General features: G+C 62.2%; 25 protein-coding genes and 1 pseudogene. 11 read left to right on the top strand and 15 right to left on the bottom strand.

The features are described 5' to 3' along the window. Positions 1-31 precede the first annotated feature (31 nt). Together HY921_02930 and HY921_02925 are read left to right on the top strand one after the other, a co-directional pair. Entirely contained in the window at positions 32-454 is a 423-nt protein-coding gene (locus tag HY921_02930) for a hypothetical protein (GenBank protein ID MBI5629822.1), read from the top strand. A gap of 240 nt (positions 455-694) precedes the next feature. Next, entirely contained in the window at positions 695-1,363 is a 669-nt protein-coding gene (locus HY921_02925; protein ID MBI5629821.1) for a hypothetical protein, read from the top strand. Between the two features lie 96 nt (positions 1,364-1,459). Here the strand turns inward: HY921_02925 and HY921_02920 are convergent, their stop codons facing one another. From HY921_02920 to rsmI, 11 genes are read right to left on the bottom strand one after another with little or no spacing between them, the layout of a single operon-like run. Continuing rightward, a complete protein-coding gene (locus tag HY921_02920) occupies positions 1,460-1,921 on the bottom strand; it encodes an adenylyltransferase/cytidyltransferase family protein (GenBank protein ID MBI5629820.1) in 462 nt (153 codons plus the stop codon). Between the two features lie 16 nt (positions 1,922-1,937). Next, entirely contained in the window at positions 1,938-2,537 is a 600-nt protein-coding gene (locus HY921_02915) for a D-sedoheptulose 7-phosphate isomerase (GenBank protein ID MBI5629819.1), read from the bottom strand. After that, positions 2,521-3,867, bottom strand: coding sequence for an acetyl-CoA carboxylase biotin carboxylase subunit (gene accC / locus HY921_02910; protein ID MBI5629818.1), 1,347 nt, complete (start codon positions 3,865-3,867; stop codon positions 2,521-2,523). The genes HY921_02915 and accC overlap by 17 nt, the downstream gene beginning before the upstream one ends. Continuing rightward, a complete protein-coding gene (locus HY921_02905) occupies positions 3,867-4,250 on the bottom strand; it encodes a hypothetical protein (protein ID MBI5629817.1) in 384 nt (127 codons plus the stop codon). Before HY921_02905 ends, accC begins: the two co-directional genes overlap by 1 nt. Then, on the bottom strand, positions 4,247-4,687 hold the full coding sequence (gene cdd, locus HY921_02900; protein MBI5629816.1) for a cytidine deaminase: 441 nt from the start codon (positions 4,685-4,687) through the stop codon (positions 4,247-4,249). The genes HY921_02905 and cdd overlap by 4 nt, the downstream gene beginning before the upstream one ends. Further along, the gene (add, locus tag HY921_02895; protein ID MBI5629815.1) at positions 4,668-5,732 is read right to left on the bottom strand and encodes an adenosine deaminase; all 1,065 of its coding nucleotides are present in this window, start codon (positions 5,730-5,732) and stop codon (positions 4,668-4,670) included. The genes cdd and add overlap by 20 nt, the downstream gene beginning before the upstream one ends. Next, the gene (gene mtnP / locus HY921_02890) at positions 5,729-6,625 is read right to left on the bottom strand and encodes an S-methyl-5'-thioadenosine phosphorylase (protein ID MBI5629814.1); all 897 of its coding nucleotides are present in this window, start codon (positions 6,623-6,625) and stop codon (positions 5,729-5,731) included. The genes add and mtnP overlap by 4 nt, the downstream gene beginning before the upstream one ends. Then, positions 6,622-7,893, bottom strand: a complete 1,272-nt coding sequence (locus HY921_02885; GenBank protein ID MBI5629813.1) for a serine hydroxymethyltransferase — start codon at positions 7,891-7,893, stop codon at positions 6,622-6,624. Before HY921_02885 ends, mtnP begins: the two co-directional genes overlap by 4 nt. Next, a complete protein-coding gene (locus HY921_02880; protein ID MBI5629812.1) occupies positions 7,890-8,363 on the bottom strand; it encodes a low molecular weight protein arginine phosphatase in 474 nt (157 codons plus the stop codon). Before HY921_02880 ends, HY921_02885 begins: the two co-directional genes overlap by 4 nt. Next, on the bottom strand, positions 8,360-9,007 hold the full coding sequence (locus HY921_02875; protein MBI5629811.1) for a threonylcarbamoyl-AMP synthase: 648 nt from the start codon (positions 9,005-9,007) through the stop codon (positions 8,360-8,362). Before HY921_02875 ends, HY921_02880 begins: the two co-directional genes overlap by 4 nt. Further along, positions 8,982-9,677 (bottom strand): 16S rRNA (cytidine(1402)-2'-O)-methyltransferase, encoded by a 696-nt coding sequence (gene rsmI / locus HY921_02870; GenBank protein MBI5629810.1) that lies wholly within the window; start codon positions 9,675-9,677, stop codon positions 8,982-8,984. Before rsmI ends, HY921_02875 begins: the two co-directional genes overlap by 26 nt. 205 nt (positions 9,678-9,882) lie before the next feature. Here rsmI and HY921_02865 point away from each other — a divergent pair, with 205 nt between their 5' ends. Then, complete coding sequence (locus HY921_02865; protein ID MBI5629809.1) at positions 9,883-11,232, top strand: hypothetical protein; 1,350 nt, start codon at positions 9,883-9,885, stop codon at positions 11,230-11,232. Positions 11,233-11,450: 218 nt separating this feature from the next. Next, positions 11,451-12,377: a pentapeptide repeat-containing protein gene (locus tag HY921_02860; GenBank protein ID MBI5629808.1), complete on the top strand. Its 927-nt coding sequence runs from the start codon at positions 11,451-11,453 to the stop codon at positions 12,375-12,377. On the opposite strand, the gene HY921_02855 is transcribed toward HY921_02860, so the two are convergent. Together HY921_02855 and nagZ are read right to left on the bottom strand one after the other, a co-directional pair. After that, positions 12,374-13,465: a hypothetical protein gene (locus tag HY921_02855; protein ID MBI5629807.1), complete on the bottom strand. Its 1,092-nt coding sequence runs from the start codon at positions 13,463-13,465 to the stop codon at positions 12,374-12,376. The genes HY921_02860 and HY921_02855 overlap by 4 nt on opposite strands. Continuing rightward, positions 13,462-14,964, bottom strand: coding sequence for a beta-N-acetylhexosaminidase (nagZ, locus tag HY921_02850; protein MBI5629806.1), 1,503 nt, complete (start codon positions 14,962-14,964; stop codon positions 13,462-13,464). The genes HY921_02855 and nagZ overlap by 4 nt, the downstream gene beginning before the upstream one ends. Positions 14,965-14,985: 21 nt before the next feature. On the opposite strand from nagZ, the gene HY921_02845 reads away from it, so the two are divergent. Then, on the top strand, positions 14,986-15,417 hold the full coding sequence (locus HY921_02845; protein MBI5629805.1) for a cyclic nucleotide-binding domain-containing protein: 432 nt from the start codon (positions 14,986-14,988) through the stop codon (positions 15,415-15,417). Here the strand turns inward: HY921_02845 and HY921_02840 are convergent. After that, positions 15,356-16,456 (bottom strand): metallophosphoesterase, encoded by a 1,101-nt coding sequence (locus HY921_02840; GenBank protein MBI5629804.1) that lies wholly within the window; start codon positions 16,454-16,456, stop codon positions 15,356-15,358. The two genes, HY921_02845 and HY921_02840, sit on opposite strands and share 62 nt — an antisense overlap. Next, positions 16,453-17,097 (bottom strand): hypothetical protein, encoded by a 645-nt coding sequence (locus tag HY921_02835; GenBank protein MBI5629803.1) that lies wholly within the window; start codon positions 17,095-17,097, stop codon positions 16,453-16,455. Before HY921_02835 ends, HY921_02840 begins: the two co-directional genes overlap by 4 nt. A gap of 60 nt (positions 17,098-17,157) precedes the next feature. On the opposite strand from HY921_02835, the pseudogene wecB reads away from it, so the two are divergent. The 6 genes and pseudogenes from wecB (at position 17,158) to HY921_02805 (ending at position 23,984) form a co-directional block, all read left to right on the top strand. Continuing rightward, positions 17,158-18,329, top strand: a pseudogene (gene wecB, locus HY921_02830) (UDP-N-acetylglucosamine 2-epimerase (non-hydrolyzing)). A gap of 19 nt (positions 18,330-18,348) precedes the next feature. Further along, complete coding sequence (locus tag HY921_02825; protein ID MBI5629802.1) at positions 18,349-19,176, top strand: ABC transporter permease; 828 nt, start codon at positions 18,349-18,351, stop codon at positions 19,174-19,176. After that, positions 19,173-20,480, top strand: coding sequence for an ABC transporter ATP-binding protein (locus HY921_02820; GenBank protein ID MBI5629801.1), 1,308 nt, complete (start codon positions 19,173-19,175; stop codon positions 20,478-20,480). The genes HY921_02825 and HY921_02820 overlap by 4 nt, the downstream gene beginning before the upstream one ends. Positions 20,481-20,487: 7 nt before the next feature. Continuing rightward, positions 20,488-21,453: a class I SAM-dependent methyltransferase gene (locus tag HY921_02815; protein MBI5629800.1), complete on the top strand. Its 966-nt coding sequence runs from the start codon at positions 20,488-20,490 to the stop codon at positions 21,451-21,453. Positions 21,454-21,459: 6 nt separating this feature from the next. Beyond that, positions 21,460-22,461 (top strand): SDR family oxidoreductase, encoded by a 1,002-nt coding sequence (locus HY921_02810; GenBank protein MBI5629799.1) that lies wholly within the window; start codon positions 21,460-21,462, stop codon positions 22,459-22,461. Then, entirely contained in the window at positions 22,458-23,984 is a 1,527-nt protein-coding gene (locus HY921_02805) for an adenylyltransferase/cytidyltransferase family protein (GenBank protein ID MBI5629798.1), read from the top strand. The genes HY921_02810 and HY921_02805 overlap by 4 nt, the downstream gene beginning before the upstream one ends. The last annotated feature ends 1 nt before the right edge of the window (position 23,985 follow it).

The raw sequence follows: 23,985 nt of genomic DNA, 5'->3' as shown, positions 1-23,985 counted from the left end.
ATTGAAAGGAGAATCTATGCTCAGAATCATTATGGCTATGTTGTTGCTGATCTCAGGGGTGATGGGAATCTCGCATGCCGAGGAAAGCTCGAAGATCGCGTCCCTTAAATCCTGGTTCCAGCATTTAAAGGAAGGATTGTCCGAGTCCGCCGTGGCGGACCGCTACCAGAAGGGGGCCAAGGTCACCGCGGTGGCCGCGGTGAGGGGCAGCCCCCAAGAGGCCGTCAATCCCGACAAACCGGCCTGGAAAACCGGCAAGAAATCCAAGAAGGACGCCCTGTGCCGCGCGGAGATGCGGGAGCTGTCCCAGGTCGCGGATTTTGCGCTTGAGGGAAAGACGGCCGAGGCCGAGCAGACTTTCGCTGCCTTCAAGGCCGCCCACCCCAAGCCCCTGCTCGCCAAGGAAGTCCAGGAGATCGAGGCCAAGCTCGCCGAGCTTAAAGCCGCGCGGTAGTAGGCGCTGTGCCCCAGGGCACAGCGCAGAGGTGGGATTTCGGCCGCAAGTTATCCACCAAAACTTCCAGAGAAGTTTGGTGGATAACGTCTAGTCCTACCGGCAACGGCCCAAGGAACGACAAGGAAAACGGACTAAAACACGACTACAACGGCAACAGAAGACCGGACATTTTAACTTTCGATTGACACAGAATTTCAGACCACTTGACAAAAAACCACCGTAGATCAATACTGGGGCATGATAAAAGTTATCTTAATAGGCATCTCATATTTTTGGGCGGTCAACAGTCATGCTGAGAACGTGTGCAAGTCCATGCACCCGGACAAATATGATGCTGCATGTAACAAGCTATTTGAAAGATATGACGGCCCGTGGTGGAAAAGTTTAGGCCACAGCAGCGTGGACTTTACTTTGATACGCACAGAAAAACAGAACGATGGGCAAATTCTATACAAAATTTCTGGAACCGTACCAGAAGACTTGGGATATGCCGGGGCTCCGGCGGATAAACGGTTTGTAAAAGAATTGGCCAAAAGCGTTGATTGCAACCTCTTTATGTCGGGATATTCAAAACGCTGCACAGATCACAACGGCGCGAATTGGGCAATGCGGAGTGAAAAAATCTCTTCCATCATGCGTAAGTATGGAATAAGAATAAATCCTTATTCGCGTGAATTGCATATCAAGAACTGGGTTGGAAACCTTGGCCATCCCAAATATGTCTCACTTTCCTTAGTGGGGGATAAAACTGACAGCATGAGAATCGTTATCGCGAACCGGGATCACTATGTGGAATTGGGGGAGGAAGTCAAGGCAGCTTGCGCATTTGAAATAGTGGAGATTGATAACGGCGATGTGCATTATGGTGATAATTGGAAAAAATGTGTCTCAAAAATAGAGAATTGATTCCGCATGACGACTTTTTCGGCGTAGCGCAGAGGTGGGATTTCGGCCGCGAAGTTATCCACAAAAATTCCCGGGAAGTTTTTGTGGATAACTGGGCTATCCAGCCCGCTTGAGGCGCTCGAGGATGCCGGTCGTGGAGCAGCCCTTCTTGAGAGCGATGACGGCGACCTTGCCGGCGAACTGGCGCCCCGCGATCTGGTCCTTGCGGTAGTCCCCGCCCTTGACCAGGACGTCGGGGCGGATCTCGGAGAGTATCTCGGCCGGGGTGTCCTCTGCAAAGCCCACCACCGCATCCACGCACGTCAGAGCCGAGAGCACGGCCGCGCGGTCCTCCCATGCGTTGATGGGGCGCTCGGGGCCCTTGCCCAGCCTTCTTGCCGAATCGTCCGAGTTGAGGCCTACGATCAGGACGTCCCCGAGCCGGCGGGCTTTTTGCAGGAGCTCGACGTGTCCGGCGTGGAGGATGTCGAAGACCCCGTTGGTGAACACCACCTTTTTGCCTTCCCAGCCCCAGAGCTGGCGCAAAGTCAATAACTTCTTTAAAGACTTTACCTTCATCGGCCGCTCCGCGGCCTCATGCGTGGGCCTTGGGGGCCTTTGGAAACAGCGCTTCCTCGATAAGTCCGCACCAGACCTGGATCACGGCGATATGGGCCTCCTGGATGCGCGCGACCGTGGTCGAGGGAACGCAGATGCATAGGTCCACCAAGGGCTTCATGCGGCCCCCGCTTTGCCCCGAGAGCCCCAAAGTGAAGAGGCCGAGCTTCGCGGCGGTCTCGACTCCGCGCAGAACGTTGGGGGAATTTCCCGAGGTGGAGATGGCGACGGCGATGTCGCCGGGTTTGGCGTGGGCCTCGAGCTGGCGGGAAAAAATCTGCTCGTAGCCGAAGTCGTTGGCGATCGAGGTCAAATCCGAGGTGTTGACCGTTAGCGCCAGGGCCGGGAGGGGCGGGCGATTTCTCGCAAAGCGCCCCACCAGCTCGTCGGCGAAATTCTGGGCGTCGCAGGCCGAGCCTCCGTTTCCGAAAGACAGGATCTTATTGCCGCGGCGGTAGGCCGCGATCAGGGCCTGGGCCGCCCGCTCCAAGTCCGGCGCCAAAGCCGCCGTGCGCGAAAGCACCCGCGAACTCTCCTTTAGCTCCGAGGCGATTTTGAGCTTAAGATTGGTGGGCATTGAGGGTCTCCGTGAAATGGGTGTCGAAAACGCCTTTCTGGAAATCGGGGTGCGCCAGCACCCGGGTGTGGAACTCTGCCGTGGTGGAAATGCCTTCAATCTGAAGTTCTGAGAGCGCCCGCAGCCCCCGGCGGATGGCGGATGGACGGCTCTCGGCCGAAACGATGAGCTTTCCCAAGAGGCTGTCATAGTAGCTCGGGACCGTATAGCCGGGGTAGATGTGCGAGTCGAACCTCACCCCGGGGCCGGAAGGGACGAAGACGGAGCGGATGCGGCCGGGGCAGGGCGCGAAATTGCGCGCGGGATCCTCGGCGTTGATGCGGTGCTCGATGGCGTGCGCGCGTATTTGGGAAGCCCGGTTTTGGTCGAAGGGCAGCGCTTCGCCTTGGGCGGCCAGGATTTGCGCCACCACGAGGTCGAGGCCCGTCACGAGCTCGGTCACGGGGTGCTCCACCTGCAGGCGGGTGTTGACCTCGATGAAATAGAACTTTCCATCGCGGTCGAGCAGGAACTCGACGGTGCCGACGTTGACGTAGGCGCTGGCCTCGACGAGACTCAAGGCCGCCTCCTGCATCTTGGCGCGGGTCTCGGGGCTCACCGCGGGGGAGGGGGATTCCTCGAGGAGCTTCTGGTGGCGGCGCTGGACCGTGCAGTCTCTCTCCGGGAAGGCCACGGCGTTGCCGCGAGCATCGGCCGCGACCTGTATCTCCACGTGGCGGGGATGCTCGATGAATTTCTCGATGTAGACCGAGCCGTCCTTGAAGGCGGCCTCGGCCTCGTTCCGGGCGAGCTTGAGCTGGGCCTCCAGCTCCTCGGGTTTTCGCACCAGGCGCAGGCCCTTGCCCCCGCCGCCGGCCGCGGCCTTGACCATCACCGGAAACCCCACGGCCGCGGCCTCTCTCATGAAATCATCGTCCACGAGGCCCTTGGTGCCGGGGACCACGGGCACCCGGGCCTCCCGCGCCAGGGCCTTGGCCTCGCTCTTATGCCCAAGCCTGCGTATGGCCCGCCCGGGCGGGCCGATGAAGACGAGTCCGGCCTCGGCGCAGGCCTCAGCGAAGTCGGCGTTTTCCGAGAGAAATCCGTAGCCGGGATGGACGGCATCGGCGCCCGTGATCTTGGCCGCGGCGAGTATCGCCTCTTGGCTCAAGTAGCTGAGAGTGGAGGGTGCCGGCCCTATGCACACGGCCTCGTCGGCCATGCGTACGTGCAGGGATTCGCGGTCGGCCTCGGAGTACACGGCCACGGATTTCAGCCCCATCTCCCGGCAGGCCCTTATGACGCGAACCGCGATCTCGGAGCGGTTCGCGATGAGTATTTTCTTGATCATCAGGTCTCGATGAACAGGAGAGGCTGCCCGTATTCCACGGGGCCGCCGCCCTCGACCATGACGCGCGCCACTCGTCCCGCGCAGGGGGAAAGGACCTGGGCCACGGCTCCCTTGCCCTTTTCGATCACTCCCAAAACGTCTCCTTCTGACACGGCCGCTCCTTCCTCGGCCTTGCGGGCCCGGCCGAGTTCGCTCCACTGGAATATCCCCACCGCGGGGGCGCAGACCGGGCGGTAGCGGCTGGGCGGGATCGGGAAATGCGGGGCTTGGGCCTCGCCCGCGGAGGAGAAGGAGAAGCCCTTGGCCCCGTCCTTGAAGCTGACCTCGATGAGATCCGTGGTCTTGATCCAGGAGATGATTTCCTTGAGGTGGTCTGTTTTCATAGTTTTATCAGTCCGGCTTGGAGTGGGTCAAAAGGAATGGGGAGGAGTTCTTTTAGAGTAACATGGCGTACGCGCCGCTGGCCGTTTCTCAAGTTTATGTCCACCAGGTAGAGTTCTAGCTCAGGTGCGGCGAACTCCGCCAGCACCTGCCGGCAGGCCCCGCAGGGGGTGGAGAGCCGGGCCGCCACGCACACCGCGGCCAATCGGACGCGCTTGCGGCTCATGGCGTTGAAAACGGCGACTCTCTCGGCGCATAGGCTGAGCCCGTAGGAGGCGTTTTCGATGTTGCAGCCGGTGAAGAGCTCTCCATCCTCGGTGAGCACCGCGGCTCCCACTGAGTAGCGGGAATAAGGGCAATAGGCATTCTTGCGGGCCGAGACCGCGGCTTCGATAAGTTCGGTGTGCGGGTGAGTTCGCTTAGGCAACCTTTTGTCCATTTCGCACATCAAGGAGTGTCCTTATCTCCGCCTCGAACTTGTGCCGGAGCTTTTCGCGCTCGGCCCGGGGGAGGAAGAGGTGGTCGGTCGAGTCCGTGGAGAGCCGGGCGACCTCCTCCAAGGTAAATCCCAGCCTCAGCGCCTCCGCGTACTCGTGGGTCAGGTCTATGCCCAGGACCCCGCGGTCGTCGGTGTTGAAAGTGATCGGGACCCCGGCCCGGTGGAAGGAGAGGGCCGGGTGGCTCTCGAAGCTGGGCACGGACTTGGTCCTTACGTTGGAGCTGATCCCGATCTCGAGGGGGATCTTGCGCCGCACCACCTCCCGCAGGAGGGACTCGTCCTCCATGAGGTGGATGCCGTGGCCGATGCGCTCGACCTGCAGGTCCAAAGCCGCGGAGAGGTTGGCGGTGCCCACGGTCTCGCCCGCGTGGCAGGTGGTGTGTATCCCGAGCTCCCGAGCTTCCTCGTAGAAGGACGCGTACTGGGAGGTGGGGTAGCGGGCCTCGTCTCCGGCGACGTCGAGGCCCACCACGGCGGGCTCCTCTGGCTTGGCGTCGGCGTCGAAGAATTTCTTGAGGGTTTCGAAGGCCCGGCGGTTCTCCTTGGGCCCATGCGAACGAAAAAGACAAATGATCACCGAGCTCGTGGTCCCGAAGTCCTTAAAGCCCGCCTTGAGACCCTTAAGCGTGGCCTCGACCACCTGGTCCGTGGAGAAGGAGGCGGTGCGCAGAAGCTCCGGCGCAAAGCGCGCCTCTACGTGCCGTATGTTGTCGGCCGCGCAGTCCTCCACGAGCTCGTAGGCGGCGCGCTGGGCGGCCTCTGGATGGCAAAGCACCGGCAGGAGAAGCTCGAAGATGTCTATGAACTCCTTGAGGGAGCGGCAGCTCTCCGGGACCTGGACGAAGGGTGTTAGCTCCGCTACGTTGTCGGCCGGCATCTCCACGCGGTAGCGTTGGGCGAGTTCCAAGACCGTGGCCGGCCGCAGAGAGCCGTCCAAGTGGCAGTGGATGTCTGTTTTAGGCAGGAGTCGCAGGATGTCTTTCATGGCTTGATGTATTTCCCGACTAAGAGGGAGAGTTTTTTTAATATTTTTTTGTTCATGGACTTGGGATTGGTGAAGATAGCGCCCTTCAAAGCCTCGGCGCAGGGGCAGTTCCGCGGGCGCTCGGCGGCTTGGCCCACGGCCTCTTCCAGGAGGCGCCGGGCGTTGTTCACGTTGGCAAGAAGATTCTCGACCACCTTGTCGCTGGAGACCTCCTCGCCCTCCTTCCAGCAGTCGTAGTCCGTGACCAAGGCCACGGTGGAGTAGCAAATCTCCGCCTCCCGGGCGAGCTTGGCCTCGGGAAGAGCGGTCATTCCGATCACGGAGTAGCCCATTTTGCGGTGGAACTCGGACTCGGCCTTGGTCGAGAAGGCGGGGCCCTCCATGCAGATGTAGGTCCCGCCCCAGTGGGCGGTGATCCCGATGCGCTCGGCTACGCCGTGGAGGAGGCGCGACTGCGCCAGGCAAAAGGGCTTATCAAAGGCGACATGGGCCACGATTCCCTCCCCGAAGAAAGTGGAGGGGCGGCCCTTGGTCTCATCGGCGAGCTGGTCCGGGAAAACAAAATGTCGGGGAGGCAGCTCTTCTTTAAGAGAGCCGACCGCTCCGATCGAGATGATTTTTTCAATCCCCAGGGATTTCAGGGCGTAGATGTTGGCGCGGCTGTTGAGCTCGGAGGGAAGTAGGACATGGCCTGGGCCATGCCGGGGCAGGAAGGCGCAGGGGACCCCGCGCAGCTCTCCAACGCGAATCGGGCCGGAGGGCGGGCCGAAGGGGGTTTTCACGTTCAAAGAGCGGGCCTTGGAGAAGCTGGCCATTTCATAAAGCCCGCTGCCTCCGATCACCCCAATGAGGCAGCGGGCGGGGCGCGTGTCTTTTTTCGCGATGTTTTTCATGATGCCTGTTCCTGGAGATAGGCCTTCATGAGATTCGGGTAGATTGGGAATCGCCCGCACAGTTTCTTCACCTCTTGGCGCAGGGCCTTGAGCTTTGCGTCATCCTGGCGGGCGGCGACGGCTTCGGCGATGAGCTGGGCGATGAGGTCCATCTCGGGCTCGCCCATGCCGCGGGTGGTGACGGCCGGGGTGCCGATGCGCACGCCAGAGGCGATAAAGGGCTTCTGGGGGTCGTAGGGGATGGCGTTCTTGTTCACGGTGATCCCGGCCTTGTCCAGGGCTTCCTCGGCCTCCTTGCCGGTGGTGTTCTTGGGGCGAAGATCGAGTGAGAAGAGGTGGCAGTCCGTGCCGCCGGCCACGACGCGGAAGCCCTGGCTTGCCAGGGCTTGGGAGAGGTGCCGCGCATTGGCGACGACGTTCCTCTGGTACTGCTTGAACTCCGGCCGCAAGGCCTCCGCAAAGCACACGGCCTTGGCCGCGATCACGTGCATGAGCGGTCCCCCTTGGGTGCCGGGAAAATTGATCTTGTCCACGGCCTGGGCGTGCTTGGCCCGGCAGAGGATGAGCCCGCCCCGGGGGCCTCGCAAGGTCTTGTGCGTGGTGCTGGTGGTAAAATCCGTGAAGGGGACTGGGGAGGGGTAGACTCCCGCCGCGACCAAGCCCGCGTAATGGGCCATGTCCGCCGCGAAATAGGCCCCGATGGAGTCGGCGATTCTCTTGAGCCGGGCCCAATCGAAGACCCGGGAGTAATTGGACGCTCCCGCGAAAATCATCTTGGGCTTGTGCTCCTGGGCCATGCGCTCGGCTTCGTCGTAGTCTATGAGTTCGGTCTCGCGGCTCACGTTGATGGGCACGATCTTGAAGAACTTTCCGGAGAAGTTCAGGGGATGCCCGTGGGAGAGGTGCCCTCCGTGGGCGAGGTTCAAGCCCATCACCGTGTCGCCTGGAGAGAGCACGGAGAGGTACATGGATATGTTGGCCTGGGTCCCGGAATGGGGCTGGACGTTGGCGTGCTCGGCCCCGAAAAGCCGCTTGGCCCGTTCGATCGCCAAGGTCTCCGCCACGTCCACGAACTCGCAGCCGCCGTAGTAGCGCTTGCCGGGGTAGCCCTCGGCGTATTTGTTGGTGAGAAGGGAGCCCTGCGCCTCCAGCACCGCCTCCGAGGCGTAGTTCTCCGAGGCGATGAGCTCCAGGTTTTCGGCCTGCCTGCGGGCCTCGCCGGCCAGGGACGCGAAGAGCTCGGGGTCTTGGTCTTTTAAAACATTCATTTCAAATCCTCGCCAACACGGCACGCTTTGTCAAGGAGGCGAGAGACGGCCTCCTTTATTTTCGCACAGCACTGCGCGTAAATCGGGTCGGGCCAGCCGATGGGGTCCTCTATGTTCTCGTCGCCGAGGCCGGCGTAGGCGCGCAGGAGGAAGGTCTTTGCCGCCGCCTCGGGGTGGCGCTTCAGGACGGTCTCTCGGTGCCCCGAGGTCATGACGAGAACCAGGTCGGCCCAATCGAGAAGGTCCTTGGTCGCGGGCTGGGGGGTGTGCTCGAACTGGCGGATTGCCTCCCTCTCCATGGCCGCGAAGACGCCGGGGGGGATCTGAAAATCGGGATGGGCCGCCACGCCGCAGGACTTGGCTTCGACGGGAAGGCCCCTCTCGGCGGCGAGCTTCTTGGCCAGGAGCTCGGCCATCACGCTGCGGCAGCTGTTGCCCGTGCAGATGAATAATAAATTCTTTTTATTCAAGCGGTCGAGCTCTCCTTTAAAGCCTTGTGAATCTCCTCCGCCGCGACGACGCCCTGGCGGAGTATTCGCGGGGCCGTGTTACCGGCGTCCACCATAGTGGACTCACGGCCAGGGACGGGTCCCGCGTCTATGATGAAATCGGCCAGGCCCTGGAATTGCCGGGCGACCTCGGCGCCCTCGGTGAGGGCGGGCGAGCCAGAGAGATTGGCGCTGGTGGAGACCCAGGGAATTGCCGAGGCTTCCAAGAGCTTGAGCAGAAGCGGGTGCCCGGGCACGCGGATGGCCACGGTCGGGTATTCGGCGAAGGTCAGGAGCCTGCCTTCCTGGGTGGGGCGCAGCGCCAGAGTCAGGGCCCCCGGCCAGAACTTGCGGGAGAGAGCCTCGGCCGCGGGGGTCCACTCGACCCAGCGCCGGGCTTCTTGGGCCGAGGAGACGAGGATGGGCAAGGGTTTCAAGGAGCTTCTCCCTTTAATCTGGTAAATTCTTCGCGCCGCGGCCTTGACGAGGCCGGTCGAACCCAGGCCGTAGACCGTGTCCGTGGGGAAGGCGATTATTTTGCAGGCCTTGGCCGCCTCGGCCAAGAGATGGACGGCCTCTGGGGAGAGCTCTTCCCCTGGTTTAAGCCGAATGATCGTCGCGGGCATGATTCTTCTCCGGGTGCGTCATGACGACGAACTCCCCGAGAATTTGAGGCCGCTCCTCGAGGATGCGCCGGACCTCGGCCACAGTTCCGTGCAACCACTCCTCGTGCATTTTGGAGAGCTCGCGCACCGCACAGGCCCGGGCCGAGGGCCCGAGCACCATCTCGGCATGGGCGAGGAGCTTCACGACTCTGTGGGGGGACTCGTAGATCACCAAGGTCTTCCCCAAGGCTGCGGCTTGGGCTAAGATTCTCTTCTGCCTCGTCTCGGAACGGGGCAAAAAGCCCAGAAAGACGAAGGAGTCGGCCGGAAGGCCCGAGCCCGCCAGAGCCGCCGTCACAGCACTCGGCCCCGGCAGGGCCGTCACCGGGAGCCCGGCCTGCCGCGCCAGGCAGACCACCTTGCCTCCCGGATCGGAGATTCCGGGCAGGCCTGCGTCAGAGACCAAGGCGCAGTTCTGTCCCTGCCTCAAGCGCCCGAGAAGCCCCTCCACGCTGCGCGGATCCTGTTCGTGGTAGCGATAAAGCGGCGTCGGAATGCCGAAGTGGGACATGAGGTTCCGGGTGCGCCGGGTATCCTCGCAAAAAACCCCCGCGACCTCCTTGAGCACTTTCACCGCCCGCGGGGGCATATCCTCCAGGTTTCCGAGGGGAGTCGGGACAATATAAAGCATTTATCAAGATTAGCAAATTTGGAAGTGGGGCTAATCTCCGGTGACGGCGGTGCGCCTTAACGAATAGCTCGTTCTGCGAGCAGGCCTGGGAAGCCTGGCTCAAGCGGGCAAAATAAGAGCTCCCTGGCGCTATAGGTCTATTGTCCCTTCCCTAAGGTACCAAATGTCTCATGTGGGAGAATAGATGCTCGGCTAAAATGTATTCATGGCAATTATCGGCTATTTCCCGCGCGTCAGCGCTCTGGCCGCAAGCCTGCAGCTTATATCCTCCGGGCCGGCCTTTGCCGCGCGTACACATCTGATTTCCGCGCCTGAAACCAGGCCGCTTCCAACCGTTGTTTTGCCGGAGTGTTTTCTAAGCAATTACAATTTCACCCGCTTCAACATGCCGGCAAACATTTCCGTTGAACCCCACCCAGCGCTCCTGAAGGCATTGCAAAAAGCCTTCCAGGTCAACCCCTCCCAATCGTTCCCTATGTCCTTCTCCCAAGTTCAATCCATGGCTCAGGGAGCTCAACTCAATGCCCCAGCCGCCCTTGCGGGCTACGATGGGAACGCCGTGAGCAATGACTACATGGCGCGCGCGCTATTTATCGCATCGCTCGATCTCAGCGACGGCCCCCGAGTCGACGACTTCTATCGGCGTCTAGAAGCCGGGACGCCGGTCGCGCTGGCAGCGATGCAGGCTGGCCTGGCGCAGCGCGAGCCGCTGCGAGCATCCGACGCCGGCGTCTCAGCGCCAGGAACGCGGATGCTGGCAAACGCTCGTTCCGCCGCCGCCTCCTCCTCCTCTCCCGATGATCAGGCTTTGGCGCGCGGTTATGTCGCCACGGTCAATACGACGGCTGATTATGCTCTCAGTCAGCGCGCGGCAGAATCCCTCGTCCAGTTGGCGCGACGCTTCCCCGACGCGGAGTTCCAGACGATGATCGTCCAAGGGCTGATTCAAGGCAACCCCCCGCCGCTTCCCTGGCTCTCGCTCGTTCCAGGCACTCTCCAGGATATCGCTCAAGAGTCCCCTCATGTCGAGGTCAAAGCGGCCGTCATCGAAGGGATTTTGAAGAACATCGGTCTTTTCCATGTTCGTCTCTTGACCCACAGCCTCCTCGCCGACGGCTTCTTCGCGAGGAACTGCATCATGGCCGTTCGTTCGCTGGCGCGAGACGGCCATAATCATTATCTTGCCCGCCTGGCGATCACGGCGCTTCGGATCTTTCGCCACGAGGCGCTCGACACCGCGCGCCACGATGCGGCCAGACACTCTTGGGCTTTCCACCCGAGTTGGATCAGCCGGTCCCTTGCGGAGTTCGACCGTCGATTGGCGCGCAAAGCCGGGATCCGACGCATCGACCGCGCGATCGCGGATATTGAGGCCATGCTGACCGGCACGAGAGCAAAACACAAGGCGATTTCGGTGGTGCGCCGCTGCCTCGAGCTAGTTCTCGGGCACCGGGTGTTTCATGCCCGTACCTCGGCGGGTCCCGACGCGTCCTCCGTCGCGGGCCCAAATCTCGCGCTTGATTCTGCGAGGAGCAATTCGAGCGCTGTTTTTTAGAGCTGTCTTTGTCCCCGGTCGCCAGGGAGTTCCGGTGGGGACTCGTTCTCGTTCCAGCTCGTCGATCAGGATTTGGGCGGCGGTGGAATAGAAACGATGTAGTACCAAAGGCCTAGATTAAAGTAGGACTTTTTTGCGTTTTTTTTTGCCCGAAGGGCCCCTGCGCGGTTGGAGGCCGCGAGGCACACTCTGTGGACGCAGTTTAAGGAGGAATATACATGAAACGAATCGTTGTTCGGTCTATGTTGGTTGCTCTATATTCGTCGTTTCTGTCGCCCGCGGGATACGCGCAATCCTTTGCCGGGAAAGAAGCCGATATACAGGTGGCGCATATCGTGGGCCAAGCGCATAAACTGCCCAGCTTGACTGGTTATCGGCTGCGAGCGAGGCGGATTGCGAATGATTCATCTGGGAATATCAGCTATTACTGCGAAGACTCCAAGGGCAAGTCGGGGTGGAACCCGATTCGGGCAGGCCTGCTGGCGCGGACGAAGTATGGAGAGTGCCTCGGCGTCAACATTGATGACGCAGTTTCTCCTGCTCCGATGGTTAACGCCGACTTGCGGGGAGCGGTCCTCAAGGGCTTGCTGCTCTACTACAACGTGGACCTGAGCAATGCTGACCTTACCGGCGCGAATCTGATGGCCGCGAATCTGGTCGGGGTGAATAGCCTAACTCTCCTGGTCGGGACGAAGATGGCCAACGTAAACCTGGCCCATGCCTACATTGTCGGACCGGACATGACAAGGGCCATTCTTCGGGGCGCCAATTTTCAATGGGCCACCGTCGACTCTATAGTATTTGAAAAAGCCGACCTGAGGAACGCCAATTTTCAGGGAACGGATTTTTCTTTCCTGCGGAGCATGAAAGGCGCCGATTTCCGAGGCGCGGTATTCAGCGGGGCCGTCTTCCAAGGGGCTGATTTCACGGGGGCGGATCTGCGCGGGGCCGACCTGAGAGGAGCCAATATTTCCCATGACGTGCAGTTGCGGGATGCTGATCTTAGGGACGCTCTGTACGACGAATATACGAAATTCAACTCGTATATGTACGAGGCGATTGACCCCGCAAAGAAAGGAATGAAATTCATCAAATCGGGCCGCCCGCCTAAAATACGGGCGTTTCTCTGGGACAAGGTGTTTTAGCGCGGCTTTGAAGCGGCGCCGGCCTTGAGCTGCTGCAGGGCTTCCTCGCGCAGCTCGAGGTCCGGGTCGTTCTTCGAGGCCCAGTCGAGAAGAGCCCGGTACTCGGCCTCGGGCAGCATGTCCTTGAGCTGGAGGAGGGCGCCGCTCCGGGTGGCGGGGTTGGGGTGGGTTTTGACGTGCTCGACAAGGACGGGAATCGCCTGCGGGCTGTGAGAGGCGAACAGCGCCGCCGAGAAGTAGAGCTTGTCCTTCGCCGCGTCGGCAGTGGGCAAGCCTTCGTACTCTTTGAGGAGGGCCCCCACTTCCTCTTCATTCGAGCTCAGTCCCACCTTCAAGGCGATTTGATGCCTAAGCTCGGGGTCGGCCTTAGGGTCCCTGAGTATTTTCAGCATCTCCGTCCGGGTCTCGCGCAGGGCCGCGGCCGGGGTGGGGACGGTGAGGGCCTGCTTGGCCCTTTCCCGGTCCTCGGGCTTTTTGGAGCCGGACCATTGGATGATTTGGGGAAGTGATTCTTTCCAAAGGAACAGGCCCATGAGCTTGGCTACTTCGGGAGCATCCGAAGCCTTGGCCTTGATGAGGGGCAAGGCCTGGGCCGGCTCCCATTGGGCCAAAGCCGCCAAGGCCTCGTACTGCACCCACCAAGCGTTCTTTTCGGAGATCAACTGCGCGTCTTGCGGGCTTTTGAAGGCCAGGTTCTCCCGGGCGAGCCTCTTGATCAAGGGCAGGGCCGACTGGGCCCGGAGCCTCAAGGCTCCCTTGATCGCGAAAATGCGGGCCTCGGGCTCGGGTTCCTCCAGGTAGCGCGCGAAAACCGGCTCGAGGAGCGGGCTGTGCGGGCTCATCCGGGACAGCGAGCTTAAAGCGGAGTTGCGCACCGGAGCCTCGTCGAAGCGCGAGAACAGGTCGAACAAGGCCTGGACATCGCGCGGTGATTGCGGGGCGGTCTGGGCGAGCTCGGCCAGATGCCTCGCCCTCTTGTCTGGCTCGATGGACTCGCTGAAGGCGTCTCGTAGTTCGGCGACTCCTGCTATCACGGGAGTCGCCGAACTGGCGAGCAGTATGACTGGAAGTATTCGTTTCAATCTCATGAAGTTTTCCTCGTCAGTGCCTTCAGGGCCGCCTTCAGCTGGCAGAGCCGGTAGCCTGCCGAGTCCAGCACCGTCATGCGGGGTCCAGCTAGAGTCAAATCCCAGGAATTCCTGATCAGGCAAACCGCTGTTTTGTCCGCGGCTTTCCTCCTCAGGAGCTGGAGTACGGCTTTTTGTCCGGAGAAGCGCATGGCCTCGAAGCAGAAGAAAATGACGCGGGAAGCGCGTTCGACGTGTTGGGGGAGATCCCTCATATCCGTGGATTCAATCGGCGCGCGCAGAAGGCGGGTCTTGCCCCAGCCGGCTAGGCTTTCTCGGAGCATATTTTCCGGGCCTCTCGGCCCTCCCTCGAAGGTGAAGCGCTCCCGTACTTCCTTGAAATCGGGGAAAAGGACCACGGTCGGCTCGGAATCGGGGCCAAGGGGGAGGGAAATAACGCCCCGCTGGATGATGCGCACGGCTCGAGCCGCGATTTTCGCGCTTAAGAGCTCTCCTTCCCGGGCGAGCTTCGACGCGCTCGCCGGCGCCGCGCCTCCGCCGCGGAGCTTGAGGAACTTCTTCAGCCGCTCGCAGGAACGTTCGAGCACTTCGGCTCCCACCAACCCGTCCGCCGCGGCTTGCCCCAAAAGGTCGGCGGACTCCTCCTGGGCCTGGGAGTCGTGGGCGATGATGAGAAGGTCGTGCCCGGCCGCCAAGGCCTCCACGGCCGCGAGCTGGACGGGTTTGGTCCGCGTCACGGCTCCCATGCAGAGGTCGTCGGAGATCACGAGTCCGTTAAAGCCCAGCCTGCGGCGCAGGACGCCTGCGGTGATCTTCTTCGAGAACGTGGCCGCGGCCGAGTCCAGGGCCGGGTAGCGCACGTGTGAGGTCATGACGCAGTCCACACCCGCCTCCACGGCCGTCTTGAAGGGGGCCAAATGGACGCGCTCAAATTCCGAGCGGGGGATGCGGATGGCGGGAAGGTCCACGTGGGCGTCCACCGAGGCCGCTCCCTTGCCCGGGAAGTGCTTGGCGCAGGCGCCCACTCCGTGGTCTTGAAGGCCGCGGATCATGGAGGCGCCCAGGCGGCCGACCAAGGCGGGATCCGAGCCGAAGGAGCGGATCCCGATCCCGGGATTGTAGCGGGTCGTCAGCACGTCCATCACCGGCGCCAGGTTTAGTTGGATGCCGAGGCTCTTGAGCTCGAGGGCCATTTGCCGGCCCGCGGCGTAGGCCCAATCGGCGCTCCCGGCCCGGCCGAGGGCCGCGTTGCCGGGGAGCGCGGTGACTCCGCTCTTGAAGCGCAGCACCCAGCCTCCCTCGTGGTCCACGCAGAAGAGGAGCGGCCGGCCGACGCGCTGGACGAGCTCCCGGGTAAGCGCCCGGGTTTGCTCCGGGGTGTCGATGTTTCGCGCCAGGAGCAGTACCCCGCCGGCCCGGGTTTTCTTGAGGAGATCCACGGTCCTCTTCGTGGCGCGCTTGCCGTGCACGCCGAAAATGAAAAGAGAGCCAAGGTTCATGAATTAGTATACTATCACAAAATGACGGTCACGGAATTTTTCCAGAGCTCGGTCTCCTTCCTCAAAGGATTGACCCAGGATCAGGCCCATCGCCTGGCCGTGCAGACCGAGCAGTTGACCTTCAAGGGCAACCAGACCGTTCTGTTCAAGGGGACCACGGTGGACGGGCTGTACGTGGTGGCCCAGGGCAAGGTAGGGGTTTACGCCAAGCCCGACAAGGGCAAGGATATCGCTCAAATCGCGGAGCTGGGGCCGGGAGAGGTGTTCGGTGAAACCTCCATCATGGAGATGGGGACCGCCAGCGCCACCATCAAGTCCTTGGCGGCGGAAACCCTGGTTTTTATCATCCCGCAACAGGCTTTCCGCGACGTCTTGGCCGAGAACCTGGAATTCAAGGCCCGCGCCGAGGCCGTCGTCGCCTCGCGGAAGAAGCCGCCGAAGACCTCTTCTTAGCCCGGCCTTTATCCAGGACAAAGCGGTCTCGGACCGCGCCCTCGGCGTCCACGAACTCGAGCGTGAGCCGCCGTCCGTTGATCTCGATCCAGGCCAGGCCGAAGGCCACGAGCTGCTTCTCAAGCCAATCCAAGTCCGTCAGCCCGCGGTATAGGGAAGCTCCCCCGGTCCCCGCGGTGACGTACACCACTCCTCCCAGGGACTTACTGCGCTCGTAGATGTGATCGTGCCCGGCCAGGACCAGGTCCACCTTATGCTTTTGAAACACCGGCTCCAGGGCCTGGCGCAGGAAAGCGTTGTTGCCGTGGTTGAGCATCGTGGAATACAAGGGCACGTGGAGGAAAACGATTTTCCAGAGGGCCTTGGAGGCCGCGAGATCCTCCTCGAGCCAGGAAAGCTGCGCGCTTCCCGGGTCGATGGGGGCGGCGGCCTCTATATCGTAGGCCTGGTTGTCATCCAGAGCGACGAAATGCGCGGGGCCCGCGTCGAAGGAATAGTAGGCGGGCTTGCGGTGAATGCGCTGATAGGACTCCTCGAAGCGCTTTCGGCCCTTCTCCGCGCTGCGAAAGCCGTAATCGTGGTTGCCCGGGGCCGGGTAGAAGGGGAGACGGGACAGGGAGGCCGCGTAGGGCGTGAAGAATTTGGCGGGATAGTTCTCGATCTCCCCGCGGGGATAGACGATGTCTCCCGGCAATACTGCCATATCGGGGTCCCGGGTTTCGAGGACCTTGGCCACCTGGAGTTGGTTGGGCCCTCCCTTGCCGGAGTCGCCGAAGACCGCGATGCGAAGAGGCCGGGAGAGATCGGGAAGCGCGCGCCCCACCCAGGCCGCCGTGGAGCCCGGAAGGGAGTAGGAGAAAGTGGCTCCCGGCGTCAGGCCCTCGAATGTCCGGCAGTCTTCCTGGGAGGCGTCCTTCCAGCAGATCCGCGCCGAGGTAGAGGAGGCCGAGACCATGTAGGGCCCGTAGAGCAGAGGCCGGTGGGCGGCCGCTTGAGCCCCGCCGCAGAGCCAGAGGGCGACAAGAAGCGTATTTGTCATCGGCAGCGCATGGCCAGCTCGTAGCCCGAGTTGTACACCGAGAAGATGGAATCTTGGATGCGGACGACGGACCTCAGCAGGGCCTCAGCCTTGTGCCGGAAATTCTTGCTCGTGGCCCAGGAGTTCTCCGAAACCAGGCGGTGGGCCTCCACGGCGTTTAGGTAAAGGGAGTTGAGCTTGAGCTGGAGCTGCTGGATCTGTCCCAGGATGAGGAGGGCCGCCTGGTACATCTCGGAGTCCGGCAGGGCCTGGGAGGAGGCCATGCGGCAGCGCGCCGTGAGATAATAGAGGTTGTTGCGAATCTGGTCGGAACCACGGCTCAGGGTCTCGAAGTTGGCCTCGATGGTTTCCAGGCTCGGCCCCGGGTCCTCCTGGGCGAAGGCGTAGCTTAGGTTGTCATGCTGGGATTTCATGTACTGGTCTATCTGGTCGAGGTTGGCGGACTGCTGGGCGGCCTGGCCCGCGATGGCCTTGAGCACCGGGATCATGGCCGGATCGCTTTGGGCGCGGGAAAGCTTGTCGCGGGCTTGCAGGAGGGCATCGAAGAAAAAGCGCTCCTGCCAAAGGAGGGGGCTTTGCTCGGCCCGCGCCGGGGCGGCCAGGCAAAGGCCTAAAGCCGCGGCCGCCGGCAAAATCCTCACAGGATGATTATATCACTTACGCTTTACAGCCAGAGGAGCAAAAGGATAGAGTAACTTCCAATGCTGCGGCTCTCATTTGTCCTCGGCACCCGGCCCGAGGCGATCAAGCTCGCCCCCGTCATCCTGGAGGCACGACGGCGCGGGCACCGCGCCCAAGTGATCCTCTCCGGCCAGCACCGCCAATTGGCCGCGCCCTTGCTCCGATTCTTCGGGATAGCGCCCGACCTAGACCTGGGCCTCATGGCGCCAGGCCAAAGCCTGGAATCCTTGAGCGCCCGTGTCCTGGCGGCCTTGGGCCGCCGGGGGCCGCGGTTCGACCCGGACTATGCGGTCGTCCAGGGGGACACCACGACCGCCCTCATGGCCGCGTACTGGGCGTTTTGCCGCAAAATACCAGTGGCTCACGTGGAGGCGGGCTTGAGGACCAGGAACTTGGCCGCTCCCTATCCGGAGGAGGCCAATCGGCAAATGATAGATCGCATCGCCGGCGTCCACCTGGCTCCCACGGCCGAGGCGGTCCGGGCCCTGCGCGCTGAGGCAGTCGCCCCGGCGGGCATCCGCCGAGTCGGGAACACGGCCATAGACGCCCTTCATTACGCCTTGGAGCGCCTGAAGGCGGGAAACGTGCCGGACGCGGAATTGGCGCCTCGGAGGGTTTCGCGCTTTATCGAGGGGAAAACCCTCATACTGGTCACGGCCCATCGCCGCGAAAGCTTCGGCCCGGATTTGCGCCGGATCTGCGCCGGGATGAGGGCTTTGGCCGATGCCCGGCGCGACCTGCGCCTCGTCTATTGCGTCCACCCCAACCCAATGGTTCAAAGGCCGGTGGTCAGGGCCCTTGGCCGCCATCCCAGGATTCTTCTTTGCCGGCCGCTTCCTTACGCGGGCTTTGTCCAGCTCATGGAGAGGGCGAGCCTTATCATGACCGATTCGGGAGGAATCCAGGAGGAGGCCCCGAGTCTGGGAAAGCCGATCCTGGTCCTGCGCCGAGAGACAGAACGCCCGGAGGGCGTGAGTTTGGGATTGGCGCGGCTCGTGGGAAGCGATTCCCGGGAGATCAAGACGGCCGCTCTTGAGGCCCTGCGCCGGCCCCGCCGCAGCGGGCCGGCAATCCCTACGGGGACGGCCAAGCCTCACGCCGGATAGTCGACTTTTTAGAGAAACGCGCGGAGCCGGGCACCGTCGGAGCCAGGTGCCTAGAGGATATTGACATTGTGGGTGATTTCGCTTAAACTTCCCCCGCGATCATTCATGCCCGAGACTCCTGAACTCATCATCGAGAAGAAAAGCGGCTGGAAGGCGATAGATTGCGAGGAGCTGTGGCGGTACCGCGACCTTTTCTTTTTCCTGGTCTGGCGGGATGTCAAGGTCGGCTACAAGCAGACGGTCCTGGGCTTCGGCTGGGCCATTATCCGCCCCTTGGTCAGCATGGTCGTTTTCTCGGTCATTTTCGGGCGCCTGGCCAAGATGCCGAGCGACGGCGCGCCCTATCCGGTGTTCGCGTTCACGGCGTTGCTTCCCTGGCTTTACTTCTCCTCGGCCATGAGCAATTCCACGGCGAGCCTTCTTTCCAACGCCAATACCCTTTCCAAGGTCTACTTCCCGCGCCTCATCATCCCCATGACCCCGGTCCTGGTCAAGCTCATAGACCTGGCCATCACCTCCGTCATCCTCGGGTTCCTGATGCTTTGGTTCGGGGTCCAGCCCACGGCGGGGATCGTCATGCTCCCGTACCTCGTGTTCTTGATGGTCCTCACCACCGCGGGAGTGGGGATGTGGCTCTCGGTTCTGGCGGTCCAGTACCGGGACGTCAACTACGCTACCTCCTTCATCATCCAGATCCTGATGTACGTCACGCCCGTGGCCTGGCCTCTTTCTCTTGTCCCGCGCCCCTACCGTCTGTGGTACGGCCTCTATCCCATGGCCGGCGTCATCGAGGGATTCCGCTCCGCCCTTCTGGGCACCGTCGCCATGCCCTGGGATCTCATTCTCATGGGCAGCCTCTCGGCTTTTCTTCTATTTGCCACGGGAGCGCTTTATTTCAAGAGGATGGAAGGCATTTTTGCCGACATCGTATGAACGCCATCCAAGTGGACGGGCTTTTCAAGCGCTACCGCATTGGGCTCAAGGAGGAGATGAAGAAGACCTTGGTCGAGACCTTGCTTTCATGGGGGAAGGCCCCCCTGTCCCAATACCGTCGCCTGCGGCGCTTGAGTCGTTTCGAGGAGGGTGACGACGGCGAGGACGTCCTGTGGGCCCTGAGGGGCCTGTCCTTCCAGGTCGAGGAAGGGGAGGTTTTGGGCATCGTGGGGCGCAACGGGGCCGGCAAGAGCACCTTGCTCAAGATTCTGTCGCGCATCACCGAGCCCACCGCGGGGCGGGCGCGCCTGCGGGGGCGGGTGGCCAGCCTTCTCGAGGTTGGGACGGGATTCCACCCCGAGCTCACGGGGCGGGAGAACGTCTACTTGAATGGCGCCATTCTCGGCATGAGCAAGAAGGAGATCGACCGCAAGTTCGACGAGATCGTGGCCTTCGCCGAGATCGTCAGGTTCATAGACACCCCGGTCAAGCATTATTCCTCGGGAATGCGGGTGCGCCTGGCCTTTGCCGTGGCGGCTCACCTGGAGCCGGAGATACTCCTCGTGGACGAGGTCTTGGCCGTGGGGGACGCCGCCTTCCAAAAGAAGTCCGTGGGCAAGATGCAGGAGGTTTCCAAGCAAGGCCGCACCGTTTTGCTGGTCTCGCACAGCATGCCGAGCATCGCCAACCTCTGCCACCGGGCCATTCTCTTGAATGACGGCCAGATCGAGGCCGAGGGCCCCTCGCACGAGGTGATTCGTCACTACCTCTCCAAAGTCCAGAGCGGAGAGGGCGAGGCTTCCTGGAGCGACCCATCCCAGGCTCCCGGCACCGAGGAGGCGCGCCTGCGCTCCGTTAGGATACTCCAGGAGGGCTCGGACCGGGCCTTGTCCACCGTGGACATTTCCAAGGAAGTCTTGGTCGAGATCTCGTTCTGGAATTTCCAGGACAACGCGATGATCCATCCCGCTATCTGGCTCAAGGACCAGCTCGGGACCTTCGTCCTGGCATCGGGGAACGGCAAATCCATGACCGTCGGCGAGGACCCCTTGAGCGGCAAGCCCTACCCGAGGGGCTTGTTCCGGTCGGTCTGCCGGATTCCCGGGAACTTCCTCAATGAGGGGCGCTACAACATTACGGCCATCATTGGGAATTCCCACAACCAGTCTCTGGTCCTCCAGCAAGACGTGGTCTGCTTCGACGTTCAGGACACGGGCGAGATGCGCAAGGAATATCTAGGCTCCTGGGCCGGGCCGGTCGTGCGGCCTAAATTGGGTTGGCGCACCGAGCGGGTGGGGGCCTAGTGCTCTGATGGGCATTTCCCGGAGCGCGCTCAAGATACTGATGAAGGAAGCCTCCCGGCGGCGCTTCGAGGGCCGCCTTCTGACCTTGGGGAGGCAGGATGTTCTATTTTCCGAGGAGGTCCTGCGCGTCGTTGCCCGGGAGTTCGGCTTTAAGCTTGCCCAGACCGAGCCCGCGGCTCCGTCCCACAATCCGGCCTTGGCCGAGGAAGGCTGCATCGGCGACGACTGGCTTTTCGGATCCCTGGGATTCTCCGGGGTCGAGACCTTGGATTTCTCGGACTTCGAATCGGCCCGGCATGTTTTCGACATGAACAGGCCCGCCGCGGAGATTCCCGCTGGCCTGGCGGAGCGATTCGACGTGATCCTGGACGCCGGAACCATAGAGCACGTTTTCAATATTCCCAACGCCTTGGGCGGGATATTTCGAATGCTCAAGCCCGGCGGGCGGGTGATCCATATCGCCCCTTCCTCCAATCACATGGACCACGGCTTCTACATGTTCTCTCCCACTTTGTTTTGGGACTACTACCAAGCCAACGGCTTCGAGATCAACGCCATGCAGGTCTGCCGCTCCACGGGGCACTGGAAGGACGATCCCTGGCAGATCTGCGACTATTTCCCGGGCAGCCTCGACCATTTGGGGATCGGAGGGCTCGACGAGAGCGCTTACGCGGTGGTTTGCGTGGCTACCAAGGTGCCCGGCGCCACCGGGCACGTGGTCCCCCAGCAGGGCTATTACCAGCGCGCCTGGAAATCCCGGAAACTGGCTTATCAGCGCAAGCCCGCCGGGAAGCCCCGGCGGGCCCGGGTTTCCCTCATCGAGGCCGTGAAAGGGCGGATCAGAAGGCGTCCTATCCTTTACGGCGTTCTCCGTTTTCCGTTTCAGTTCGCGCGTTTTCTGAGATGGGGACCGGCCGAGCCCCCGGAGACCAAGGCCAAGAGCCTGGGGTTGAAGGTTGCCGCTTATTACTGAGGAGGCATCGTGCAATCGCGAGCCGTCGTGACCGGGGGAGCGGGGTTCATCGGAAGCCATTTGACCGAGAGACTTCTGGCCGACGGCTGGACCGTGTCGGTCCTGGACAATTTCTCCACGGGCCGCCCCGAGAACTTGGCCCATCTCCGGGAGAACCCGTGCCTCGAGGTCCATCGGGCGGACGTCTCGGACGCGGCGGCGGTTTCGGAGCTTCTGCGCGGCGCCGACGCCGTGTTCCATCTGGCCGCCTTGGCCGACATCGTGCCCTCGATCCAGGATCCCTTGGCCTATCACAGGGCCAACGTGGACGGGACCGCCGCGGTTCTCGAGGCCTCGCGGCGCCGCGGGGTCAAGCGCTTCGTCTACGCCGCCTCCTCCTCGTGCTACGGCATCCCCGACCGCTTTCCCACGTCTGAGACCGCCCCGGCCCGGCCCATGTACCCCTACGCCCTCACCAAGTACGCGGCCGAGCAGTACGTTCTTCATTGGGCCCAGGTCTACCGCTTGCCCTGCGTCAGCCTGCGCCTCTTCAACGTCTATGGGCCGAGATCTCGCACGAGCGGGACCTACGGCGCGGTTTTCGGCGTGTTCCTCGCCCAGAAGCTGGCCGGCAAGCCCTTCACGGTGGTAGGCGACGGCAGCCAAACCCGCGATTTCACCTTTGTGAGCGACGTGGCGGCGGCTTTCGTCAAGGCCGCCGAGTCCGAGATCTCAGGGGAGGTCTTCAACGTGGGCTCCGGAAGCACCACCAGCGTCAACCGGCTGGTGAGTCTGTTGAGAGGAGAGGTTGTCCGTATCCCCAAGAGGCCGGGAGAGCCCGACTGCACTTTCGCCGACACCGCCAAGATACGGGAGCGCTTGGGGTGGCGGCCGAAAATATCGTTCGAGGAAGGGGTGCGCATCATGCTTGAGAACATCGAGTGCTGGCGGGAGGCTCCGGTCTGGGAGGAGCAGAGCATCGCCGACGCGACCAAGGAGTGGTTCGCCCATCTCGGGGGTAGGCCATGAGGGGCAGCCCGAAGATCCGCACCCTGGAGGCGCTGGCCCCCGTCCTTGCGCGGGCGCGCTCCCGCAACAAGAGAATCGTCCTCTGCCACGGGGTGTTCGACCTCCTGCACCTCGGGCACATCCGCTACTTCGAGAACGCCAGGAAGCTGGGCGATATCCTGGTCGTGACCGTCACCGCGGACCGCTACGTCAACAAGGGTCCCATGAGGCCCGCCTTCACCGAAGAGATGCGCGCCGAGGCGGTGGCCGCGCTCGACTGCGTGGATCACGTGGCCATCAACCAGTGGCCCATGGCCGTCGAAGCCATCAAGAAGCTCAAGCCCCATTATTACGTCAAGGGAGCCGAATACAAGGACGCGGCTAAGGACCACACCAAAGGAATTACCATGGAGGAGGAGGCGATCAAGTCCGTCGGGGGCAAAATCGCCTTCACGCAAGACATCACCTTCAGCGCCTCGCACCTCATCAAGCGCTACCTTCCGGTTTTCACCAAGGAAGTGAGCGAGTACCTGGCGGGATTTGCGAGCCGCTACGTCTCGGACGAGGTGCTGGGCTATCTCAAGGGGGCCGGCAAGCTCAAGGTCCTGGCGATCGGCGAGGCCATCATAGACGACTACCGCTACTGCGAGGCCATCGGGAAATCCTCCAAGGAGCCCATGCTCGCGGTCAGGCACTTGACGGCCGAGAAGTTCAACGGCGGGATACTGGCCGTGGGAAACCACGCCGCCAATTTCTGCGCCCAGACGGGCCTGGTCACCTTCCTCGGCGACCGGGACTCCCAGGAGGATTTTATAGTCGACAATCTCAACGCCAAGATCCGCAGGCATTTTTTGAGGCGGAAGAACTCCCCGACCATAGTCAAGCGCCGCTACATAGAGCAATACTTCTTCACCAAGCTCATCGAGGTCTACGAGATGAACAGCAACGCCTTGGACCCCGAGGAAGACAAGGAGCTTTGCCGGGTGCTCAAGGCCGAGATCCCCCGTTACGACGTGGTGATCGTGGTGGATTTCGGGCACGGCATGCTCTCCGATAAGGCGGTGAAGATCATCTGCGACAAGTCGAAGTTCCTCGCGGTCAACGCCCAGACCAACGCCGATAACCTGGGCTACCAGACCATCGGCCGCTACCCCCGCGCCGATTACATCGCCATGGCCGAGAAGGAGTTCCGCCTCGAGGCCCGCGACCGCAGGGGAGACCTGAGGAAGATCGTGCTCGAGGCCATCAAGGGCATCAAATGCGACCGGATCATAGCGACCCGCGGCAAGTTCGGATGCCTGGCCTACGACAAGAAGGCCGGATTTTTCGAAGTGCCGGCCCTGGCGGGCCAGGTCGTGGACCGCATGGGGGCCGGGGACGCATTCCTGTCGGTTACGGCCCCGTGCGTGGCGCAAAAGGCGCCCCTCGAGGTCGTGGGGTTCATCGGCAACGCGGTCGGAGCCCAGGCCGTGGCCACGGTGGGAAACCGCTCGGCCATCGAGCCCGTGGCTCTGTTCAAGAACATCGAATCCTTGATGAAATGAT

The sequence above is a fragment of the Elusimicrobiota bacterium genome (genome assembly GCA_016218575.1).
GTDB lineage: Bacteria > Elusimicrobiota > Elusimicrobia > UBA1565 > UBA9628 > JACRDN01.
This window is presented reverse-complemented; position numbering and strand designations above follow the sequence as displayed.